Genomic DNA, 21,331 nt, shown 5'->3' with positions numbered 1-21,331 from the left:
TCGCTCGCCAATGCGCCGGGCAGCACCATTCCGGTGTCTGACAATCGTTTGGCTCGGAACTGAATGCCGTTCCGGCACCGTCGCCCGCTGCGTGCTATCGTGTCCAGCACACGTTTAACGCAAGCCACAGGAAAGGATTAGCGCCATGACTGAGAAACCGATAAAGATCCCGGGCCCGGACCATCCGATCACGGTGACGCCGAACCTGGCGCGGGTCCGCGTCACCGTCGCCGGGCGCGTCGTTGCCGACACCGGCAAGGCGCTGACGCTGCGCGAGTCGGCATATCCGGCGGTGCAATATATCCCGCGCCAGGATGTCGACATGTCCCAGCTGGCGCCCAGCACGCATACCACCTACTGTCCCTATAAAGGGGAATGCTCTTATTACAGCATTCCCGCCGGCGGCGACCGTAGCGTGAACAGCGTCTGGAGTTATGAAGCGCCTTATGCGGCGGTGGCCGGGATCAAGGATCACCTGGCGTTTTACCCGGACCGCGTCGACGCCATCGAAGAATATCCAGCAGGCTAGGAGATTTGCGCGGCGCGCGCCAGCTGCGACAGCCGGCGCATCAAGGGTTCGAACAGCTCGGCGGAAGTGTTGCCGTAGCCCAGCACCAGGCCGTTGTCTTCCGGCCTGGGCTGCAGCGCGAAACCCGACAACGGGTAGGGGGAGATGCCATAACGGCGCGCGGCCGCGGCGATCTTGCGATCCGGATAGCTGGCCGGCAGCCGCACCGTCAGGTGCAATCCGCAGTGGCCGCCTTCGATCATGTGCGGTACCTGCAGGTGGCGCGCGATGGCTTCGCGCAGCGCCTGCTGGCGATCGCGGTACAGGCGCCGCATGCGTCCCAGGTGGCGGCTGAACTGGCCGCTTTCGATGAACTCGGACAGCGCCAGCTGTTCGTAGCGGTGGCCGCCGCGCAGCATTTCTTCCAGCGGCGTCTGCATCTCGGCCAGCAGCGCCGCCGGCAGCACCAGGAATCCCAGCCGCAGCGAAGGGAACATGGTCTTGCTGAAGGTTCCCACATACAGCACCGGCGCCTGCGCCACCAGTCCCTGCATGGCGCCGATGGGTTCGCCGGCGTGGCGGAATTCGCTGTCGTAGTCGTCCTCGATGATCCACGCGCCATGGCGCCGCGCCTGCGCGATCAACTCCAGGCGCCGGGCAACCGTCAGCACCGCGCCCGCCGGGTATTGATGCGAGGGCGTGGTGTAGACCAGGCGCGGCGGGGATTTCCAGTCGTCTTCCGTTGCGATCACGCCGTCGCCGTCGATGCGCAGCGGCGCGATGTGCAAGTCGCCGGCATGCATGGCCGCTTTTGCGCCGCGATAACCGGGATCCTCGACCCAGGCCGTGTCGCCGGGATTGGTCAGCAGCCGCACGCACAGCGCCAGCGCTTCCTGCGCGCCTTCGGTAATGATGACTTGCTCCGCTTCGCAGCGCACGCCGCGGGCGATGCCGAGATGGCGGGCGATGGAAGCGCGCAGCGCCGGTTCGCCCAGCGGGTCGCCGTAACCCAGGGCCGACGGCCCGCTGCGGCGGATCGCGCGGTCGACGGCACGGCGCCAGGCCGCCAATGGAAAATGGGACAAGGCTGGAACGCCCGGGCGCAGCGTCGCGCTGGCGTCCGTGCGCGGTGGACTGGCCGGGATGCGGTTCAGGCGCAGTGCTACGGCAGGGGCAGGCGATGCGCCGCGCTGCAGATGCCGATGCGGCGGCGCCGGGCGCGATAGCGTCGCCACCCTGGTGCCCTGGCGGTCGGGCGCGACATAACCTTCGGCGGCGAGCAGGTCGTAGGCGGCGGTCACGGTATTGCGCGAGATCGACAGCGCTTCAGCCAAGGCGCGCGAGCCGGGCAGGCGGCTGCCGGGGGCAAGCCGGCCGTCCAGGATCGCTTCCTTGATGCGATGATGCAGCTGGCGCTGCATCGGCGTTGCGCCGCTGTCTTTGTCCAGCGGGGCTTCGAGCAGGGCTTGCTGCAGGCGGGCGGGGGCGGTCGTCATGGGAGTGTCAGCGTGGCACCATGAAATATGTGGGATGTGGATCTTTTTCCAGGGCCACGAAGGGCTTACTTTAGCACATGCCCGGCGCATGCCGGGCCTCATCCAGCAAGGAATCTTCTATGCCCAGCATTTTGAATACGTACCAGCAGCCGATCGGCGAACCCTTGCCAAGCTGGACTGCCCGTGCGCGTCCCCCGCACAACGCCGCCATCGAAGGCCGCTACTGCCGCCTCGAGCCGCTGGATGCGCAACGCCATGCCGCCGACCTGTATACCGCCTACAGCCAGGCGGCGGACGGCCGCGACTGGACCTACATGTCGGTCGGCCCGTTCGCCGATGCCGCCGGCTACCGCAGCTATGCCGAGCAGGCCGCCGCCGGCAGCGATCCTCTGCACTATGCGGTGATCGAGCGCAAGACGGGAAAGGCGGTCGGCACCCTGGCCCTGATGCGGATCGACCCGGCCAATGGTGTCGTCGAAGTCGGCTTTGTGGCGTTTTCACCGTTGCTGAAGCGCACGCCGGTGTCGACCGAGGCCCAGTACCTGCTGATGCGGCACGCCTTCGACGACCTCGGCTACCGCCGCTACGAATGGAAATGCGACAGCCTCAATGCGCCGTCGCGCCAGGCGGCCGCGCGCCTCGGTTTCCAGTTCGAGGGCATATTCCGCCAAGCCATCGTCTACAAGGGCCGCTCGCGCGATACTGCGTGGTTCTCGATCGTCGACGGCGAGTGGCCGGAACTGCGCGCGGCTTTTGAACAGTGGCTGGCGCCCGGCAACTTCGACGGGCAAGGGCAGCAGCGGGCTTCGCTGACGGCGTTGCGCAAGCCCAGGCCGGCAGCGGCTTAGTTCGCGCTTTTCCTCGTCTATCCACTATAGAATGTGGTGCACGGTCCTGGCATCGCTGCGCTGCCGGGCCGCAGCTGACAACGTCCCTTTCCCCAGCACTGGAGACCTGCACATGAAATCGAATCCCCTGGCCAAGTCGCTGCTTGCGACCGCATTCGCCCTTTGTTATGCCTGCACCCAGGCCGCCTCGCTGGCGCCGGCGGCGGCCGAGAACGGCATGGTCGTCACGGCCCAGCACCTTGCCACCCGTATCGGCGTCGACGTCCTCAAGGACGGCGGCAATGCGGTCGATGCCGCAGTGGCGGTCGGTTATGCGCTGGCGGTGGTGTATCCGGCCGCCGGCAACATCGGCGGCGGCGGTTTCATGACCATCCAGCTGGCCGACGGCCGCAAGACTTTCCTCGATTTCCGCGAAAAGGCGCCGCTGGCGGCCACCGCCAACATGTATCTGGACCAGAACGGCAACGTGGTTCCCAACCTGAGCACCAAGGGCCACCTGGCGGTCGGGGTGCCGGGCACGGTGTCCGGCATGGAGCTGGCGTTGAGCAAATACGGCACGATGAAGCGCGCCGCGGTGATCGCGCCGGCCATCAAGTACGCTGAAGACGGCTTCGTGCTGGACCAGGGCGATGTCGACATGCTGGACACCGCAACCGCTGCCTTCAAGAAAGATGCGGCCGACTCGGGCGCCATCTTCCTCAACAAAGGCGAGCCGTTCCGCGTCGGCCAGAAACTGGTGCAAAAGGACCTGGCCAAGACCTTGCGCGAAATCAGCGCCAAGGGCAGCGACGGCTTCTACAAAGGCTGGGTGGCGCAAGCCATCGTCGCCTCCAGCCAGGCCGGCAAGGGCATCCTCACCCAGCCTGACCTCGACCAGTACAAAACCCGCGAACTGGCGCCGGTCGAATGCGATTACCGCGGCTACCACGTAGTCTCGGCGCCGCCGCCCAGCTCGGGCGGCGTGGTCATCTGCGAGATCATGAATATCCTCGAGGGCTACCCGATGCAAAACCTCGGCTTCCGCTCAGCGCAGGCGATGCACTACCAGATCGAGGCCATGCGCCACGCCTATGTTGACCGCAACAGCTACCTGGGCGATCCCGACTACGTGAAGAATCCGCTGGCGCGTTTGCTTGACAAGGGTTATGCGGCAAAGATCCGCGCCGCCATCGATCCGCACAAGGCCGGTATATCGCAGGACATCAAGCCCGGGGTGGCGCCGCATGAAGGCAGCAACACCACGCACTATTCGATCGTCGACAAATGGGGCAACGCGGTGTCGGTCACCTACACGCTGAACGACTGGTTCGGCGCCGGCGTCATGGCCAGCAAGACCGGCATCATGCTCAACGATGAAATGGACGATTTCACAGCCAAGATCGGCGTGCCCAACATGTACGGCCTGGTGCAGGGCGAGACCAACGCCATCGCTCCCGGCAAACGTCCGCTGTCGTCGATGAGCCCGACCATCGTCACCAAGGACGGCAAGACGGTAATGGTGGTCGGCACGCCTGGCGGCAGCCGCATCATCACGGCGACCCTGCTGACCATGCTGAACATGATCGACTACGGCATGAACCTGCAGGAGGCGGTCGATGCGCCGCGCTTCCACCAGCAGTGGCTGCCGGAAGCCACCAATCTCGAACCGTTCACGCTCAGCCCCGATACCCAGAAAATCCTCGAAGGCTGGGGCCAGAAGTTCACCGTGCCGCAACCGTTCAACCATGTCGCCGCCATACTGGTCGGGGCGCCATCGCTGGGCGGCAAGCCGGTTGGCAAGAACCGGTTCTACGGCGCCAACGACCCGCGCCGCAACTCGGGACTGGCGCTGGGCTATTGATTGATTGATTAACGCGCAGCCCCAGCCTGGGGCTGCCTTTGCAGGAAAAACCAATGACTTCACAAGAGATTCAAGCGCAATACGATGCATTCAAGCAGCTCGGCCTCAAGCTCGACATGTCGCGCGGCAAGCCGGCGCCGGAGCAGCTCGACCTGTCCAGCGCCTTGCTGCAGCAACTCGACGGTTTTACCGCCGCCGACGGCACCGACACACGCAACTATGGCATAGCCAGCGGCCTGCCGGAAGCGCGCGCCCTGTTTGCCAGCCTGCTGGACGTGCCTGCCGGGCAGGTGGTGGTGGACGGCAACGCCAGCCTGGCGTTGATGCACGACGCCATCGTGTTCTGCCTGTTATACGGGATAACCGGCCATGCGCCTTGGAGCCGGCAGCAGCCGGTGACTTTCCTGTGCCCGGTGCCAGGCTACGATCGTCATTTCTCGATCTGCGAATCGCTTGGCATCAAGATGATCAGCGTGCCGCTGAGCGACGACGGCCCGGACATGGGCCTGGTGGAAAAACTGGTGGCCGGCGATGCCAGCATCAAGGGCATGTGGTGCGTTCCCAAATACAGCAATCCTTCCGGCGCCATCTATTCAGCCGAAGTGGTGCAGCGCCTGGCCGCCATGAAGACCGCCGCGCCGGATTTCCTGCTGCTGTGGGACGATGCTTACCGCCTGCATCACCTGAGCGAGCAGAAGCACACCACCATCAATGTGCTGGAAGCTTGCGAACGCGCCGGCAATCCGGACCGCGCCATCGTTTTTGCCTCGACCTCCAAGATCACGCTGGCCGGCGCCGGCCTGGCCGCGCTGGCTTCATCGGCAGCCAACATCGCCTGGTGGCAGCGCAAGACATCGGTGCGCACCATCGGCCCGGACAAGATCAACCAGCTGCGCCACGTGCGCTTCCTGAAAGACCGCGCCAATGTCGAAGCGCTGATGGAACGCCACCGCCAGCTGCTGAAACCGAAATTCGACGCCGTGCTGGCGCAGTTCGACGCCTACCTGGGCGGGATCGACGGAGTAACCTGGACCCGGCCGCACGGCGGCTATTTCATCGACCTCGTCACGCCGCCTGGTTGCGCCAAGCGGACTATCGCACTGGCCAAAGAGCTAGGCATCACGCTGACGTCTGCCGGCGCTGCATTCCCTTATGGCAACGACGTCGAGGACCGCCACATCCGCATCGCTCCCAGCTTCCCGTCGCTGGACGAGATCTCGCAAGCAGCCAAGGGGATTGCGCTGGCGCTCAGGGTTGCCATCGCGGGGTAGGGTGCTGCAAGGATTGCTGTACGGCGGCATTAGCGTCCGGGCGCTGCTGCCGTCAGCTTCATGATTTTTGGGCCGGAGCGCGGGCGCCGGTTACAAATTATTTGCACTAATAAGTTTACTTTTTTCCTGTTTAAACTACACTGTGTAGTGTAAATATTCCTTGCCATTGCAGGGGATCGTCAACCAACCACAGTGGCAACAGGATAAACGGCATGGCAAGCGAAACGCTCACAGCACTCGATACGCATATTCTCCCCAGGCCCTCGCAGCGGCGCGACGGCAAATTCCGCAACCAGCTTCCCAGGCACAAGAACGGCTTGTGGAAGACCTTGCAGATCATTTGGCGGTTTGCCTTCCACAAGCCGCCCGGCACGGTGCCGGCCAGGCCCATTCCGGTGCAGGCGCTCAGCCGCGAGCAGCTGCTGGCGGCGCCGGACCGCTCACTGTTTCGCCTGGGGCATTCCACCATGCTGCTCAAGCTGCGCGGCGAATTCTGGCTGACCGATCCGGTGTTTTCCGAGCGCGCCTCGCCGTTCCAGTGGATCGGCCCCAAGCGCTTCCACCAGCCGCCGCTCGGCATCGCCGAGCTGCCACCGATCAAGGGCGTGATCCTGTCGCATGACCATTACGATCACCTGGACTATGACGCTATCCTGCAGCTGGCCGGCAAGGTAGAGCATTTCCTGACGCCGCTGGGGGTAGGGGATACGCTGGTCAAATGGGGCGTGCCGGCAGAAAAGATACAGCAGCTGGACTGGTGGCAAAGCACCATGGTAAGCGGCCTGCAGCTGGTGGCCACGCCCGCGCGCCACTTTTCAGGGCGCGGCCTGAGTGACGGCAACCGCACCTTGTGGGCTTCCTGGGTAATTCTGGATGACGACCTGCGGCTGTTTTTCAGCGGCGACAGCGGCTATTTCGGCGGCTTCAAGGAAATCGGCGACCGCTACGGCCCGTTCGACCTGACCATGATAGAAACCGGCGCCTACGGCGTTGACTGGCCGGATGTGCACATGCAGCCGGAACAGACCCTGCAGGCCCACCTGGACCTGGGCGGCAAGCAGTTGCTGCCGGTGCATAACGGTACTTTTGACCTTGCCTTGCATGTCTGGCAAGACCCGTTCGAACGCATCATTGCGCTGGCCGAACGGCAAGGAGTGGCGGTCAGCACGCCGCAGATGGGCGAACTGCTCAGCCTTGCCGAGCCGCAAGAGGGACGGCGCTGGTGGCGGGAGCAGGTGGCCTGACCAAGGTCGAACATCATCGAAGTTAAAGCAAGATATTAAAAGTAAAATATTTAAAGTAATAAATTAAATATATGCAATAACAGGCTGATTTATATGAAAAATTAAATCAGCTTGTCGGCTAAACATTCCTCCAGACAATCATTTCACGCTACCAGCATGGGTATGGATCTTGCTCGCATTTCCAGGCAAAGTTGTGTCCCAACCAGACATATATCTTGCAACGCGCAGACATTGTGTAATAGTCGCTGTGCCGTTCCAGACACTTTCCCTGAACAACCTGCAGGAGCCCTATGAAATACGTACTGACAGCTTCATTGTTTGCCGCAGCCGCCCTGGCTGCGGGCTGCGCCAGCCAGCCGACGTCCGGCGCCGCCGCGCATTACCCCGGCCTCAAGACGCTCGACGGCAATCCGCCGCTGGTCATCGGCCACCGCGGGCTGGCCGGCCTGTATCCGGAAGAAATCATCGCCGGTTACCAGGCGGCGATCGCCGCCGGCACCGATTCGCTGGAGATGGACTTGATGTCGTCCAGCGACGGCGTGCTGTTCGTCTGCCACAACCCGTTCCTGAGCGACACCACCGATGTCGCCAGCCACCCTGAATTTGCGTCGCGCAAGAAATCGCGCACGGTCGACGGCGTGGCCGTGGCGCCGGACTGGTATATCAGCGATTTCACGGCGGCCGAACTGAAGACCTTGCGCGTCAAGCAGCCGATCGCGGTCCGCAGCCACCAGTACGACGGCATGTACCCGATGGCGACATTCCAGGAAGTCATCGACCTCGCCAAAGCCACGCGCGCCGCCAATCCCCGCAGCACCTTGACGATCTATCCGGAAACCAAGAATCCGATCTACCAGCGCGCGCTGGGCGTGCCGCTGGAAGAAAAGCTGCTCGCGATGCTGGATAAGGAAGGCTGGAACACCCATGATTCCCCGGTTTTCGTGCAATCGTTCGAACCGGAGAGCTTGAAGCTGATGCGCCGCCTCGGCCTCAAGACCAAGGTGGTGCAGCTGATGGACGGCGACGGCACCGACTTCAAGACCGGCGTCATGACTTACGGTTCGCCGGACACCGCCAAGCCTTTCTCCTGGCTGCAAAAGGGCGATCCGCGCACCTTCGCGGCGATGGCGACGCCGGAAGGCCTGGCTGAAGTCAAGACCTATGCCGACGGCATCGGTCCATGGAAACTGTACATACTGCCGCCGCAAGGCGTGGACGCCGCCGGCAATGCGGTGAAGAAGCTGTCGGACGCCTCCAACATGGCGCCGACCAGCCTGGTCACCGACGCCCACCGGCTAGGCCTGTTCGTGCATCCGTTCACCTACCGCGATGAGCCGGCGCGCTTGACGCGCACCTATAACGGTGACCCGAAGGCGGAGTACAAGGCGTATTTCGAGCTGGGCGTGGATGGCGTGTTCACCGACTTCACCCCGACTGCCAGGGCGGCGCTGAACGAATGGCTGGCGGTGAAGCAAGCCAGGTAACAAGATCGATGACTTAAACCCGGGCTCTATTTTTATTTACCTGAGCCCGGTGTCAGGAATCGCTTGATCAGCGTGCTCAGCATGTCCAGCTTCTTTTTCATGTCGAGCTCGGGATCGCGCATCGTCATGTTGCCGACGCCTTCCATGGCGCTCAGCAGAATGGCGGCGGCCAGGTCTGGATCCAGGGTCTGGTCGATCTGCCCGCGTTTCTGGGCTGTTTCCAGCAGGGTGGCCAGCATTCCGCGTATTTTCGTGGAATGCTGGTTGACGATTTCGGCCATGGCGGGATTGCGGCCGGCTTCGGCCAGCATGTCCACATGCAGCTGTTTTTTTGCGCGCATGTCGATCTGATGCTGCTGCGCGGAGCAGCTCTGGGTGTTGGCTTGCTCGATTTCGGCTATCAGGCCTTCGATCGGATTGTCGCTTTTCATCAAGTGATTGAAACGCGCTTCCGCATGTTCGAGGCCGGTCGCGGCCATGGCCTCGATGATCGCTTCCTTGCTGGCGAAATAGTGATACAGGTGGCCGGCGCTGATTTTCGCTTCGGAGCAGATGCTGGAAATGCTGGCGCCGCGGAACCCGTCCTTGGCAAAGCAACGGCCCGCGGCTTCGAGGATGTCGCGCCGCTTTTGCTCGTGTTTTACCGGGTCGATTTTGCGCATGCGGCCTCCTAAAAACCAAAAAAGATACAAAATAGAGCGATCAATCTAACATAAATTGACGGCGGCTGATTCCTGCTTATAATAGATAGAATGCTCGATCTATTAAATAATGTCAGTCGGACAAAACCCATCGGGCTCCAGGTAAAGCAGGAATGGATTGAAACGGATATGCCAAAAATGAGAACCTTTGCCGCCGCCGCAGCAGTTGCCTTGCTCCTGAGCGCGTGCGCAACCCAGCCCGCCTATTCACCGCCCAAGCAGCCGGTCCCGGCCGATTGGGAAAACAATCCGCATCCCGGCAAACGCAGCGCAGTGGCCGCGAATGGGCAGTGGTGGACCCAGTTGGGGGATCCCGCCATCGACAGCCTGGTGTCCTCGGCGTTTGCCGATAATCCGACCCTGGCCCAGGCTGCGGCCAGGGTAGACCAGGCCAAGGCCGCGGCCGGCGTCGCCAATGCACAGCGCCTGCCTGCGGTGAACGGCAACGCCAGCGCCACGCGCGCGCAGACCCAGAACACGCTGGGCGGCAGTTCCACTACCATGCTGGAGAGCTCATCCTCGGTCGGCGCCGATTTCAGCTGGGAGATCGACCTTTGGGGACGCATCAGGGAATCGGTCTCGGCGGCGCAACGGCGCCTCGATGCGCGCACGGCCGATGCCCAGGGCGCCCGCCTGTCGCTGGCGGCGCAAGTCGCCAATACCAGTCTTTCGCTGCGCGCCTGCGCCTATTCGCTGCAGGTGCGCGATGCTGACATCGCTTCGCGCGAAACCGAGCTGACCCTTACCCGCAAGCGGCGCGCCGTCGGTTATATCGCGCCTTCGGCGGAATTCAGCGCGCTGACCAACCTGGCTAACGCCCGCACCGCGCGCATCAGCCAGCAGGAACAATGCACGCGCAGCGTCGATGCGCTGGTGGCGCTGACCGGACAGCCGGCGGCAGCGGTGCGCCGCTTGCTGCTGCCAACGGCAAGCAATGCCGATCCGCAGGAAAGCAGCGCGATCCTGGACGATGTCGCGCATGTCATGCCGACCCCGCCGGCCATGCAGCCGGAGCTGCCGGCGACGGTGCTGCGCGACCATCCAAGCCTGGTATCCGCCGAGCGCTTGCTGGCTGCGGCCTGGTCGGATATCGGAGTGGCGCGCGCGCAGCGGCTGCCGACCATCAGCCTTAGCGCGATGCTGTCGGGGAATTGGCTGCGCGCCGTCGGCAATTCGGTCAATTTCACCAGCTGGTCGGCCGGGCCGGGATTGAGCGTTCCTTTATTCGACGGCGGCGCCGGCGCGGCCAATGTCGATGCCGCCACCGGACGCTACCGGGAAGCTGCCGCCACATTGCAGTCGACTTTACGTACCGTGGTCCAGAACGTCGAAGATGCGCTGGCGTTCCAGACTTCGGCCGAAGAACGGGTGAAATCGTCGCAGGATGCGGTAGACGCCGCCCAGCTCAGTTTCCGCGCCAGCCAGGCGCAGTGGCGGGCCGGCGCCATCAGCATGTTCGAGCTGGAAGACATCCGGCGCCAGCGCCAGACCGCCGAAGAGAATTTCATTGCCGCCAAGCGCGACCAGGGCCAGGCCTGGATCAGCCTGATGCAGGCGACCGGGCAAATCGATAACCCGGGCTAGCACGGTGCATGTCCGCACCAGCGCCATTACAACCATACGATAGCAATACACCAGGAAACCCAGCCATGAATGCGTCCGAACCAATGGTAGCACCCGTCAAATCCTCCCCGCGGCGCAAGGGCGTCGCCATCGCCGTCGCCCTTGTATTTGCCGTGGCAGCGGTCGCCGCCGGCGTAACCATGCTGGTGAAATCGGGCAAGGCTGAAGCCAAGCCGACCCAGACCACGCCGGCGCTGACAGTGACGATCGCCCGGCCATCCCAGGCAAGCTGGGCCGAGACCCTGACTGCGTCCGGCGCCGTCGCACCCTGGCAGGAAGCGATCATAGGCAGCCAGATCGGCGGCTACCAGCTGGACCAGGTGCGGGTCAATGTCGGCGACCATGTCAAGAAGGGCCAGGTTCTGGCGCGCCTCAATCCCGACCTGCTGCGCGCCGAAGAAGCGCAACTGGTGGCCGCTTACGACCAGGCCGAAGCCAACGCCAAACGGGCCATTTCGCTGCAGGGCAGCGGCGGCATCAGCGACCAGGACGTGCTGCAGTCGACCACGCTGGCGAAGACGGCGCGCGCGCAGCTTGCGTTCAAGCAGCTGCAGCTGCGTTATACCGATGTGATCGCGCCCGACGACGGCGTCATCAGCTCACGCTCCGCCACCGCCGGTTCGGTAGTATCGACCGGGCAGGAACTGTTCAGGATGATCTTGAAAGGGCGCCTGGAGTGGCGCGGCGAAGTGACGGCGGAGCAGCTGGCGCGGATTGCGGCCAGCCAGCAGGTGGCGCTGGCGCTGCCCGGCGGCGGCACGGCGTCTGCCGTGGTCCGGCAAACCGCACCGTCGCTGGACAGCAGCTCGCGGCTGGGGCTGGTGTATGCCGATATCGCCGACGGCCAGCAGGTGCGGGCCGGCATGTACGCCAACGGCGCGATCGCACTCAATCCGAAGCAGGCGCTGGTGGTGCCGGCGCAGAGCATCGCCATCCGCGACGGCCATACCTATGTGCTCAAGTTCAAGGACGACGGCAGCAATAAAGTGGAGCGGCTGGCGGTTGTCACCGGGCGCCGGCAGGGCACCGACATCGAAATCGTGAAGGGCGTGGCGCCATCGGATCAGGTTGTCGTTCTCGGCGCCGGTTTCCTCAATGAAGGCGATACCGTGCGGGTAGCAAGCAGCGCCGCGGATGCCGCCGCTGCGCCGGCAGCCAAGGAGGCCAAATGAATTTCGCCACCTGGTCCATTCGCAACCCGATCCCGGCGATCCTGCTGTTTGCCTTGCTGACCGTCGCCGGCATCATGGGTTTCCATAAGCTGCCTATTCAAAACTTGCCGGATATCGACCTGCCCACCATCAATGTCACGCTGACCCAGCCCGGCGCGGCGCCGGCGCAGCTGGAAACCGAAGTGGCGCGCAAGGTGGAAGACGCGCTGGCGACCATGAACGGGCTCAAGCACCTGCGCACCTCGATCACCGACGGCCAGGTGCAGATCACGGTCGAATTCGTCCTTGAGAAAAATCTCTCGGACGCCCTGATCGACACCAAGAATTCAGTCGACAGCGTACGCTCGCAGTTGCCGACCGACCTGCAGCAGCCGACCGTCAGCGCCGTCACCGTCGGCGGCGATGCGGTGCTGGTGTACGCCATCGCCGCCGACATGAGCGAAGAAGCGCTGTCCTGGTTTGTCGACGACACCGTCGGCAAGGCGATCCTGGCAGTGCCGGGCATCGGTCGCATAGACCGGGTGGGCGGCCTGACGCGCCAGGTGCGCGTCGCCGTCGATCCGGTGCGCATGGCGGCGCAGGGCGTGACCGCTGTCGATGTCTCGCAGGCGCTGCGCAACATGCAGCAGGAATCGTCGGGCGGCCGCGGGCAGTTCGGCCAGGAAGAACAATCTGCGCGCGTGATCGCTACGGTGCACCAGGCTTCAGAGCTGGCCGCGTTCCCGATAACGCTGGCCAACGGGCGCAAACTCAGGCTGGACCAGATCGCCACCATCAGCGACGCCAACGCCGAGCGCGCCCAGATTGCCTTGTTGGACGGCAAGCCGGTGGTCGGCTTCAAGGTATTCCGCGCCAAGGGCTACGACGAAACCGTGATCGCCAAAAACGTCGGCGCGGCGCTGGAAAAGCTGCAAGCCGGCAACCGCACGCTGAAATTCACGCGGATTTCGGGAACGGTCGGCTACACCAAGGAGCAGTACGAAGGCTCGATGGACATGCTGTACGAAGGCTCGATCCTGGCGGTGCTGGTGGTGTGGTTCTTTTTGCGCGACTGGCGCGCGACCCTGGTCGCGGCCTCGGCGCTGCCCTTGTCGATCCTGCCTGCCTTTGCCGCCATGGCGTGGTTCGGGTTTTCCCTGAATACCCTGACCTTGCTGGCGCTGGCGGTGATCGTCGGCATCCTGGTGGACGATGCAATTGTCGAAATCGAGAATATCGAGCGCCATGCGCATATGGGCAAACCGATCCTGCAGGCGGCCGGCGACGCGGTCACCGAGATCGCGCTGGCCGTGATGGCCACCACCATGGCCTTGGTCGTGGTGTTCCTGCCGACGGCCATGATGAGCGGCATTGCGGGCATGTTCTTCAAGCAGTTCGGCTGGACCGCGGTGATCGCTGTCCTTACCTCGTTGCTGGTGGCGCGCATCCTGACGCCGATGATGGCCGCCTACCTGTTGAAATCCAAGCCTGCGGTTGAACAGCAGGATGGCCGGATCATGCGCTGGTACCTGCATGCGGTGCGCTGGTGCATGGCGCACCGCAAGACCACGATGCTGGCGGCGACGCTGTTTTTTGTCGGTTCAGTGGCCCTGATTCCCTTCATCTCGACCGGTTTGATGCCGCCGGCCGACCGCGGGTATACGACAGTCAACGTCGAACTGCCGCCCGGCAGCTCATTGCAGAATACGCTGGCGGTAGCCGAACGGGCGCGCACCGCGCTGGGCAGCGTGGGCGGCATCGACGCTATCTTTACCACGGTAGGCGTGTCGCAGGTGGTCGGCGGCGGACAGCTGCAGGCCGGCGAAGTGCGCAACGGATCGCTGACGCTGTCGCTGGCCGATCGCGCCAAACGTCCGCGCCAGACCGAAATCGAGAAAGCGGTGCGGCGCGCCTTGCTGAATGTGCCCGGCGCCCGCTTCACGGTGGGTGCGGGCGGCCCTGGCGAGAAAATGCAGCTGATCCTTGCCGGCGACAATGAAAATGCGCTGAAGGCGACGGCCCAGGCGATGGAGCGGCAGCTGCGCGGCGTCGGCAGCTTGGCCAACATCAGTTCCACCGCCAGCCTGGAGCGCCCGGAAATCATCGTGCGGCCCGACCTGCAGCGCGCCAGCGAACTGGGCGTGTCGACCGCCGCCATCGGCCAGGTGGTGCGGATCGCCACGGCTGGCGATTTTTCGGCAAACCTGGCCAAGCTGAATCTCGACAACCGGCAGGTCGATATCAATGTCAGCGTGCCGGACGTCGATCGCCAGAACGTGACCACGTTTGCCAACCTGCATGTGCTGGGCCGTAACGGCCTGGTGCCTCTTTCTTCGGTGGCAAGCCTGTCGGTGGAGAGCGGGCCGTCGAAAATCGAACGATACGACCGCCGGCGCTACGTCACGGTCAGCGCCGATCTCGGCGGCATGCCCCTGGGCGAAGCGCTGGCGGCGGCGAAAGCGCTGCCGGCGGTCAAGCAGATGCCGTCCAGCGTGCAGCTGATCCAGACCGGCGATGCGGAAATCGCGGCGGAGCTGGGCGCCGGGTTCATGATGGCGATCGTCATCGGTGTGCTGTGCGTGTTCTGCGTGCTGGTGCTGCTGTTCCGCGATTTCCTGCAGCCGGTCACCATCCTGTCGGCGATTCCGTTGTCGCTCGGCGGCGCTTTCCTGGCGCTGCTGATGGCGCGCAGCGAGCTGGACATCCCGTCGATGATCGGGCTGGTGATGCTGATGGGGATCGTGACCAAGAACTCGATATTGCTGGTCGAATACGCCATCGTCGGCAAGCGCGACCGCGGCCTGTCGGTGTTCGAGGCATTGATAGACGCCTGCCATAAGCGGGCGCGGCCGATTGTGATGACCACCGTCGCCATGATCGCCGGCATGGCGCCGATCGCCCTAGGCTTCGGCGCCGACTCCAGCTTCCGGCAGCCGATGGCGGTGGCCGTCATCGGCGGCCTGCTGACCTCGACCGCCCTGAGCTTGCTGGTGGTGCCGGTGGTGTTTACCTATGTCGACGAGTTCGAGCATTGGCTGAAGAAACTGTTTTCCGGGAAAAAAGAAGCCCCGCTCAAGGAGGCCGTTGGAGGAAGTGTGCTTTGATCCGGCCGTGCAATGTGGCGAGGCGTAGGGCGTAATAGCGAAGCGTATTACGCCGCATGTGATGCCTCACAAAAACAAGCGATATCAAATAAACTGAGACAAATAACAACGCGATAAGGCGTAAGGTGTAATGGCGTAATACGCTTCGCCATTACACCTACCGGGTACGCCGTACCTGCTACGGCTTGAATCTGAGGCCGCCGCCAGGCGTGGTAACGATAACCCTGCCTGGCAAATGGGGAGTCCGGCTTGAGCGGCCTTCGCGATAAGTATCCGTGGTGACCGGCATCGGCGGCGGGTTTGCCGATAACCGTTGCTGTTCATTGGCATATCGCTGGTTGCGCAGCGATTCGGCCAGCGTAGACGTGGGTGAATGGCGGCTTCTAAAAGGAGGCGCGATATTCGCACCGTGCAAATTGCCCCGGTATTCGTCTGGATTTTGCCGAACTGCCGGCGTCATGCCATGCAGGGAAAAATCGCAAAAGCCTGCGTCTTTATGCATGGATGGATAAGGCGTCTGCAACGATTCGCCGGGTCCGCCGCTGAATTTCAAGCCGTCCGGCGTCACGCCGATTCTGAAGCCGACGCTATTCTCGCTATAACTGGGCATGTTGCGGCAGTCATCCGTCTCGTCCCGCAGAAAAATCCTGGTGTTGGCCGCACCCGGCACAGCCTTTCTGATTCGCGACGACAACAGTCTTTCGCGATCGGCTGGCGGCAGGGCGTCGAAAGCGCGCCTTGCCTTGGAGCGGCTCAGGCTATCGAAAGCATTATTGGCTTTGAGGCGGTTTTCAGCGGCAGAAAATTCAGGATCGACGTCGGCAGCCGATGCGGGGGCGGCGAGCAAGCCGGCGACAATAATGGAGCTTGTACGAAACAGGCGAGGCAAGCGTTTTCTCATAGGATTTCCTTAAAGCAGTGAGATGTTGGCTGGCGGTGCGGCTGGCAAAACTTATCTGGAGCGATCGTTGCGGCTGGACATCTGTCGAGACGTGCGGCGTACATCGATGCGAAGGATATCCGCAGTGCGGATAAAAATTTACAAGCTGATTGACGAGTAAATCAGCGAGGCTGAACTCTCGCTGTCATTATATTACAGACAATAATTGTTATCAATTGTGAAAAACAATGTCTGCGGAATAAAAATGGATTGTTTCCAGTTTGATAGCGACGGTGATCGTGCTGCCGCTCGTAGCGCCGGCTGCTGGTTTGACCGTACTCACCGCAGGCGCATGCAACCAAACGCGGCAAGGCGTAGGGCGTCAATAGCGAAGCGTATTGCGCCGTACGTTTGATAACATAAACAGCATTTTCTTGCTGCTATTCGCCCCAATTAATTTGACGCCGTTTTCTCATTTGGGCATCGCATGCGGCGTAATACGCTGCGCTATTACGCCCTACCTAGTGCGCCTTACCGCGTTGCAGGGTATTCGGCGTATCGCTGATTTCCTCACTATCCGTGTTCAGGCTCAACCCTTATGAAAAATAAGGGCCCACCTCAGCCATTTGACCATCTTGGACGACGAAGCTAAAGCCTCACCACCATATTCTGCTTAGTTCTTAGAGGGAAGTGAAGGCATCAAGCTCTTGCCGCTTTCCCAGTTAACCGCAAGAGGATTGATCACTTTATTTTCTCCCACCGAAAAATCGCCGTGTTGCTGCGGAATTTTTCCATCGATGGGTACGATAGCGCGCTGCGTAAACTGACCCGCCGCATTATCGAATTCCAGCACATGATAAGCACTGGTGTTGTTCCAGTCGGCCGAGGGAAATGCGATGTAATGCACCGTGTATCTCGAATCGTCGAAGCTGCCTTCCACTACGTAGCTTCCATAATGATCTTCGCCTGGAGAAATGATTTTGTATAAGCCGTTGTCGTAATAAAATAAAATTGCATCGCGAAATGGCTTTTTGTCATACATCTTTTTGTAATAGAGGCGCTGCATGTGCGTGGGCTTTCCAAACTCCACGCTTAATGTGCCTGATGTATTGCTGCCAGCACCGCCTTCCGCCGCAACAACGCTGGCGCTGCAGGAAAATCCAAAGGCAGAAAAAAGAAAGAATGAAGCAAGAGCCATGGGTTTCATATCATCTCCTTAAAGTATCATTGGGTAATCATATTTTTTGTGCCCGGGACGCCGCGCCACCATATCCGTTCCTGCAGCGCATATGCACCAAAACGATCGGACGTATGTCCTGCCTTTGGTTTCTTGAGGTGTACTGCCAATCGTAGCGATTAAATTGAATGCCTTGGTCGGCATGCTCTTCGCGGCTGCAGGCCGGTCATTCCGGTTTGAGTAATGAGTCCGATGCATTTTCATTCCGTGCCGTTTGACCAGTGTCTGTTCGGCGGTAGAACCTAAAACGATACACATTCGCGCCAAAGAAAAATATAGGATTTTTCCTAAAAACTTGTTTGACGGAAAACAGAGGGCGGCCTGATGATCAACCAGGAATATAGGGTTCCGACGCAAGAACACTCTTTCCCTCGCCAGCGGCCAGTACCTTGAAGTCTGGTTACAAGGTGGCTGTGCGGGTGAAGTCGAGTCGAAAAAAAACCACAGGCAGAGCCTGTGGCTTCATGATTAAAGAATGCGTAGCGCCGTCAAGTTAAGCTGGCGTCAGCCTCACTGAATTGGATTGCAGTCAAATCGAATTACGGGATATAGAGCTCCGTCGCAAGAGCATCCCCAGCGATCAGTACCTTGCCGTTGTGCAGCTGAGTGGCGGTATGGCCGCCGGCACGCATGGCATGCAGGTCGCCGCTTAGTGCCCAGGAATTGGTGCTTGGATCATAGAGTTCGGCCGTTCTCGTATATCCGCCAACGATCAGGATTTTTCCATCAAGTAACGGTGTCACGGTAGGGCGTTGATGGGTATAGTTCATGACGCCGGTCGGTGTCCAGACATCTGAAGCAGGATCATAAAGTTCTGCTGCATTGGTATCGCCCGCGAGCAGGACTTTTCCATCTGGAAGCGTGACCATGGCGTGGAGGCTGCGAGCACTGCCCATGTTTCCTGTTGCCCTCCAGACTCCAGTATCAGGATCATACAGTTCCGCAGTGGCTCCAGAAGAATTTCCACCCGTGACCAGAACTTTGCCAGTGGCCAATAGCGTGGCGGCGTGAAATCGGGCACGAGGGTGATTCGTCGTTCCAGTGAGCGTCCACTGGCCAGAACTCGGGTCATAAATCTCTGCCGTATTCGCAGATGGGTTGTTTTGTTCTCCTCCAACAATCAGTACTTTGCCATCTGGCAGGAGGGTAGCGGTATGGCCCATGCGTGGAAAATTCGTCATTCCAGTAAGTGTCCAGATGCCGGTGCTTGGATCATAAATCTCTGCTGTTCTCCAAAAGTTGACGTTGTATGGATCTCCTCCAACAACCAGTACCTTGCCGTCTGGCAGCGGGGTAGCAGTGTGATATTGACGAGTGCGGTTCAGCTTTCCGGTGGGTGTCCAGATACCGGTACCTGAATCATAAATTTCTGCTGTATCAAAGACGTCGGTGCCGAATCCTCCGCCCGCGAAAAGTATCTTCCCATTTGGCAGCAAGGTGGCAGTGTGGGCGAGGAGACGCTTGCTCATGCCGGTCCCCGGCTCAAATGAACCTGGTATGGCGACGGCGATGGTAATGGTTGCCAAGCTGCTGCCAGCCTGATTGCTTCCAGTAATGGTGTAGGTTCGCTCCGCCTGCAGGGTAGCTGGCGTACCGCTGATTTCCCCGCTATCTGTGTTCAGGCTCAGCCCCTCCGGCAACGGCGGCTGGACGCTGAACTCGGTAATGGCGTCTCCAGTGGCAACGGGCAAATTTGGAGCGATGACTTGACCTTGCGAATAGATGGCTGCCGGCTGGCGATAAGTCAAGCTGCCAGGCGCCTGCAAAGAATCGGCAATGCTGATCGTCAGCGCCCTCGACACGGCGCCGGCAGCATTGCTGGCGGTGATGACATAGGTTGCTGCCGGCTTCACGGTATTGGGTGCGCCGCTGATTACGCCAGTCGAGGAATCCAGCTGCAACCCACCCGGCAAGGCTGGAGTGCTGTGGAATTGCGCCACTGCACCGCCTTCGGTGTAGGGCAGGTTGGGATTGATGGTGGTACTCACCGGGTAGGAAACCGGATTGTCTGCATAGTGCAGCAAGGTTGGCGCGGTAGTGGCAGCCGTGACTTCAATTTGCAGATAGGCGGTTGCCGCTCCATGCGCATTGCTGCCAGTGACGGTATAGATAACCGCAGGGCCGGCCTGCGCAGGCGTGCCGCGAATAACGCCGCTTATCGGGTCTAACGCCAGGCCGGCCGGCAGGGCCGGCTCCACGCTATAGCTGTCAACCTTGCCACCGCTGCTGTGCGGAACGTTCGGCGTGATTGCTTGATATTGTGCATAACTGGCCGAACTGACAGCATAGACCAGACCTGCGGGCGGATCGACGTTGGCGCCCAGATCAGGGCTAGAGTTACCGCCGCCGCAGCCATATAGCAAACCCAGCACGGCAATGCCCAAAAGCAAATGCAGCTTCTTGAAAAATTGTCGTGACGAGGTTAGCATTTCCAGGCAGTTTCCTGTGATGCCGGTCCAATTTAAGCGATGATTTCGATTCATTTTGTATTTTTGCAGGTTAGTTGCCGGCTGTTCGGCAACAGAATCGAAAACAATACACATTTGTTTCAGATAAAAACATAGGAATTGTCCCAAGGATTTGATGCATAGAAAATAGGTGCTGGCATGATTCCAGAAACTTCGTGTCTGCACTTCAAGAATGTTTCTTATGGCCCCGGTATGAACGCAATAAGAAAAGCTATCGTTTTCGGCGCAGCAGCAATTGCGCTAGGCGCAGGGCTGCCACCATCCGCATCGGCTGACGACCTGAAGGTGCTGACCGCCGGCGCATACAAACAAGTGGTAGCAGCCATGGCGCCGCAATTCGAGGCCAGCACCGGCCACCGGATCATCCTGGAAAACGATACCGCCGGCGGCGTGGCCAGGCGCATCGAGGGCGGCGCAGCGTTCGACGTCGCCATCATGACGCCGGACCTGGTCGCGCGGCTGGTCGCCAGCCGGAAAGCGGACGCCGCCAGCGTGGTGGACCTGGCGCGGGTGGGCATTGGCGCCATGGTGCCGGCAGGCGCGCCGAAGCCGGATATCAGTACCGTAGAAGGGTTAAAACGGGCGCTGCTTGACGCCAGGTCGGTTGCCTATATCGATCCCGCCGCTGGCGGGTCCAGCGGGATCTACATGGCGAAACTGTTCCAGCAATGGGGAATCGGCGACGCGATCGAGCGCAAGGCGGTAAAAGTGCAGGGCGGCTACGTTGGCGATCATCTGCTGAACAATGAAGCGACACTCGGTTTCCAGCAGGTCAGCGAAATCCTTGCGGTGAAAGGCGTGGTTTTTGTTGGGCCATTGCCGGCCGAAATCCAGAATTTCACCGTCTATACCGCGGCCATCGGCGCCGCCAGCAAGGAACAGGATGCTGCACAGGCGTTACTGCATTTGCTGGCAGGTCCCGAAACGGCGCGGGTGCTGCAGGAAAGAGGCATGGAAACGGTCAAACCTTAGAATGACCGAATCGCGGTTAACCACATGGAGAACCTTATGCAAGGAAAATTCAAGACGTTGCTGATATCCGTATTGCTGGCGTCGGCGGCTTTCTGCGTTGGCGGCGCCAATGCGCAACCGGTAGCCGCTCCCGCAGCCGGCAATGCGGCCGCCACGCCTGACAATGCGCTATTGCTGACCGTGTTCCTGAAGCACGACCAGTCGCGCCCGCTTGGCGAGCTCAATGCACAGCTTGCCAGGCAAGGGTTTTACAAAGCGTTCCCGCCGCCGGGAATAGAGGTAGTAAGCTGGTATGTAACGATGGGCATCGGGCAAGTCATCACGCTGCGTTTGCCGGCTTCCCGCCTGCGCGAGGTAAACCGCGTGCTGGAAGACACCGCCTGGGGCAGCTACAGGACGGAGTTCTATCCTTCTTATGACTACAAAGCGGTAGCGCTGGCCGAGCATAACAAGGCACAACAAGCGCCTGCCGGCCAGTAATCTCCACAGTAGACGCAGCTTCAA

The 21,331-nt window shown here is 61.2% G+C and carries 15 protein-coding genes and 1 pseudogene; 11 read left to right on the top strand and 5 right to left on the bottom strand.

All coding sequences use genetic code 11. The annotated features are described in order from the left end of the window. The first annotated feature begins 145 nt into the window (after positions 1 to 145). A complete protein-coding gene (locus V8G57_RS11960) occupies positions 146 to 529 on the top strand; it encodes a DUF427 domain-containing protein (RefSeq protein ID WP_342829586.1) in 384 nt (127 codons plus the stop codon). Here V8G57_RS11960 and pdxR read toward each other — a convergent pair. Beyond that, complete coding sequence (gene pdxR / locus V8G57_RS11955) at positions 526 to 2,004, bottom strand: MocR-like pyridoxine biosynthesis transcription factor PdxR (RefSeq protein ID WP_342829585.1); 1,479 nt, start codon at positions 2,002 to 2,004, stop codon at positions 526 to 528. The genes V8G57_RS11960 and pdxR overlap by 4 nt on opposite strands. A 119-nt stretch (positions 2,005 to 2,123) precedes the next feature. On the opposite strand from pdxR, the pseudogene V8G57_RS11950 reads away from it, so the two are divergent. The 5 genes and pseudogenes from V8G57_RS11950 to V8G57_RS11930 form a co-directional block, all read left to right on the top strand. Continuing rightward, positions 2,124 to 2,843 (top strand): annotated as a pseudogene (locus V8G57_RS11950) (GNAT family N-acetyltransferase); the annotation flags it as partial. Between the two features lie 226 nt (positions 2,844 to 3,069). Continuing rightward, complete coding sequence (ggt, locus tag V8G57_RS11945) at positions 3,070 to 4,692, top strand: gamma-glutamyltransferase (protein ID WP_342829694.1); 1,623 nt, start codon at positions 3,070 to 3,072, stop codon at positions 4,690 to 4,692. 53 nt (positions 4,693 to 4,745) lie between these two features. Continuing rightward, positions 4,746 to 5,963 (top strand): aspartate aminotransferase type Ic, encoded by a 1,218-nt coding sequence (locus V8G57_RS11940; RefSeq protein WP_342829584.1) that lies wholly within the window; start codon positions 4,746 to 4,748, stop codon positions 5,961 to 5,963. Positions 5,964 to 6,175: 212 nt separating this feature from the next. Then, positions 6,176 to 7,207 (top strand): MBL fold metallo-hydrolase, encoded by a 1,032-nt coding sequence (locus tag V8G57_RS11935; protein WP_342829583.1) that lies wholly within the window; start codon positions 6,176 to 6,178, stop codon positions 7,205 to 7,207. 290 nt (positions 7,208 to 7,497) lie between these two features. Beyond that, positions 7,498 to 8,691 (top strand): glycerophosphodiester phosphodiesterase family protein, encoded by a 1,194-nt coding sequence (locus tag V8G57_RS11930; RefSeq protein ID WP_342829582.1) that lies wholly within the window; start codon positions 7,498 to 7,500, stop codon positions 8,689 to 8,691. Between the two features lie 32 nt (positions 8,692 to 8,723). Here V8G57_RS11930 and V8G57_RS11925 read toward each other — a convergent pair whose 3' ends face one another. After that, the gene (locus V8G57_RS11925; protein ID WP_342829581.1) at positions 8,724 to 9,353 is read right to left on the bottom strand and encodes a TetR/AcrR family transcriptional regulator; all 630 of its coding nucleotides are present in this window, start codon (positions 9,351 to 9,353) and stop codon (positions 8,724 to 8,726) included. A gap of 168 nt (positions 9,354 to 9,521) precedes the next feature. Here V8G57_RS11925 and V8G57_RS11920 point away from each other — a divergent pair, with 168 nt between their 5' ends. From V8G57_RS11920 to V8G57_RS11910, 3 genes are all read left to right on the top strand, one after another. After that, positions 9,522 to 10,976, top strand: coding sequence for an efflux transporter outer membrane subunit (locus V8G57_RS11920; protein ID WP_342829580.1), 1,455 nt, complete (start codon positions 9,522 to 9,524; stop codon positions 10,974 to 10,976). A 65-nt stretch (positions 10,977 to 11,041) separates the two neighbouring features. Beyond that, complete coding sequence (locus V8G57_RS11915; protein WP_342829579.1) at positions 11,042 to 12,187, top strand: efflux RND transporter periplasmic adaptor subunit; 1,146 nt, start codon at positions 11,042 to 11,044, stop codon at positions 12,185 to 12,187. Continuing rightward, positions 12,184 to 15,270: an efflux RND transporter permease subunit gene (locus tag V8G57_RS11910; protein WP_342829578.1), complete on the top strand. Its 3,087-nt coding sequence runs from the start codon at positions 12,184 to 12,186 to the stop codon at positions 15,268 to 15,270. Before V8G57_RS11915 ends, V8G57_RS11910 begins: the two co-directional genes overlap by 4 nt. A 178-nt stretch (positions 15,271 to 15,448) precedes the next feature. On the opposite strand, the gene V8G57_RS11905 is transcribed toward V8G57_RS11910, so the two are convergent. The 3 genes from V8G57_RS11905 to V8G57_RS11895 all read right to left on the bottom strand — a co-directional run bounded on the left by V8G57_RS11905 (position 15,449) and on the right by V8G57_RS11895 (position 20,020). Further along, positions 15,449 to 16,171, bottom strand: coding sequence for a hypothetical protein (locus V8G57_RS11905; protein WP_342829577.1), 723 nt, complete (start codon positions 16,169 to 16,171; stop codon positions 15,449 to 15,451). Between the two features lie 652 nt (positions 16,172 to 16,823). Beyond that, positions 16,824 to 17,357 carry a hypothetical protein gene (locus V8G57_RS11900; protein WP_342829576.1) on the bottom strand — a complete coding sequence of 178 codons (534 nt, stop codon included), beginning with the start codon at positions 17,355 to 17,357 and terminating at the stop codon, positions 16,824 to 16,826. A 569-nt stretch (positions 17,358 to 17,926) separates the two neighbouring features. Beyond that, positions 17,927 to 20,020, bottom strand: a complete 2,094-nt coding sequence (locus V8G57_RS11895) for a putative Ig domain-containing protein (RefSeq protein ID WP_342829575.1) — start codon at positions 20,018 to 20,020, stop codon at positions 17,927 to 17,929. A gap of 27 nt (positions 20,021 to 20,047) precedes the next feature. Between V8G57_RS11895 and V8G57_RS11890 the strand changes: the two genes are divergently transcribed. Both V8G57_RS11890 and V8G57_RS11885 read left to right on the top strand, forming a co-directional pair. Continuing rightward, entirely contained in the window at positions 20,048 to 20,827 is a 780-nt protein-coding gene (locus V8G57_RS11890; protein ID WP_342829574.1) for a substrate-binding domain-containing protein, read from the top strand. A gap of 36 nt (positions 20,828 to 20,863) precedes the next feature. Next, on the top strand, positions 20,864 to 21,307 hold the full coding sequence (locus V8G57_RS11885) for a hypothetical protein (protein ID WP_342829573.1): 444 nt from the start codon (positions 20,864 to 20,866) through the stop codon (positions 21,305 to 21,307). The last annotated feature ends 24 nt before the right edge of the window (positions 21,308 to 21,331 follow it).

Origin of the sequence: Collimonas rhizosphaerae (genome assembly GCF_038896935.1) — a bacterium.
GTDB classification, from domain to species: domain Bacteria; phylum Pseudomonadota; class Gammaproteobacteria; order Burkholderiales; family Burkholderiaceae_D; genus Collimonas; species Collimonas rhizosphaerae.
This window is presented reverse-complemented; position numbering and strand designations above follow the sequence as displayed.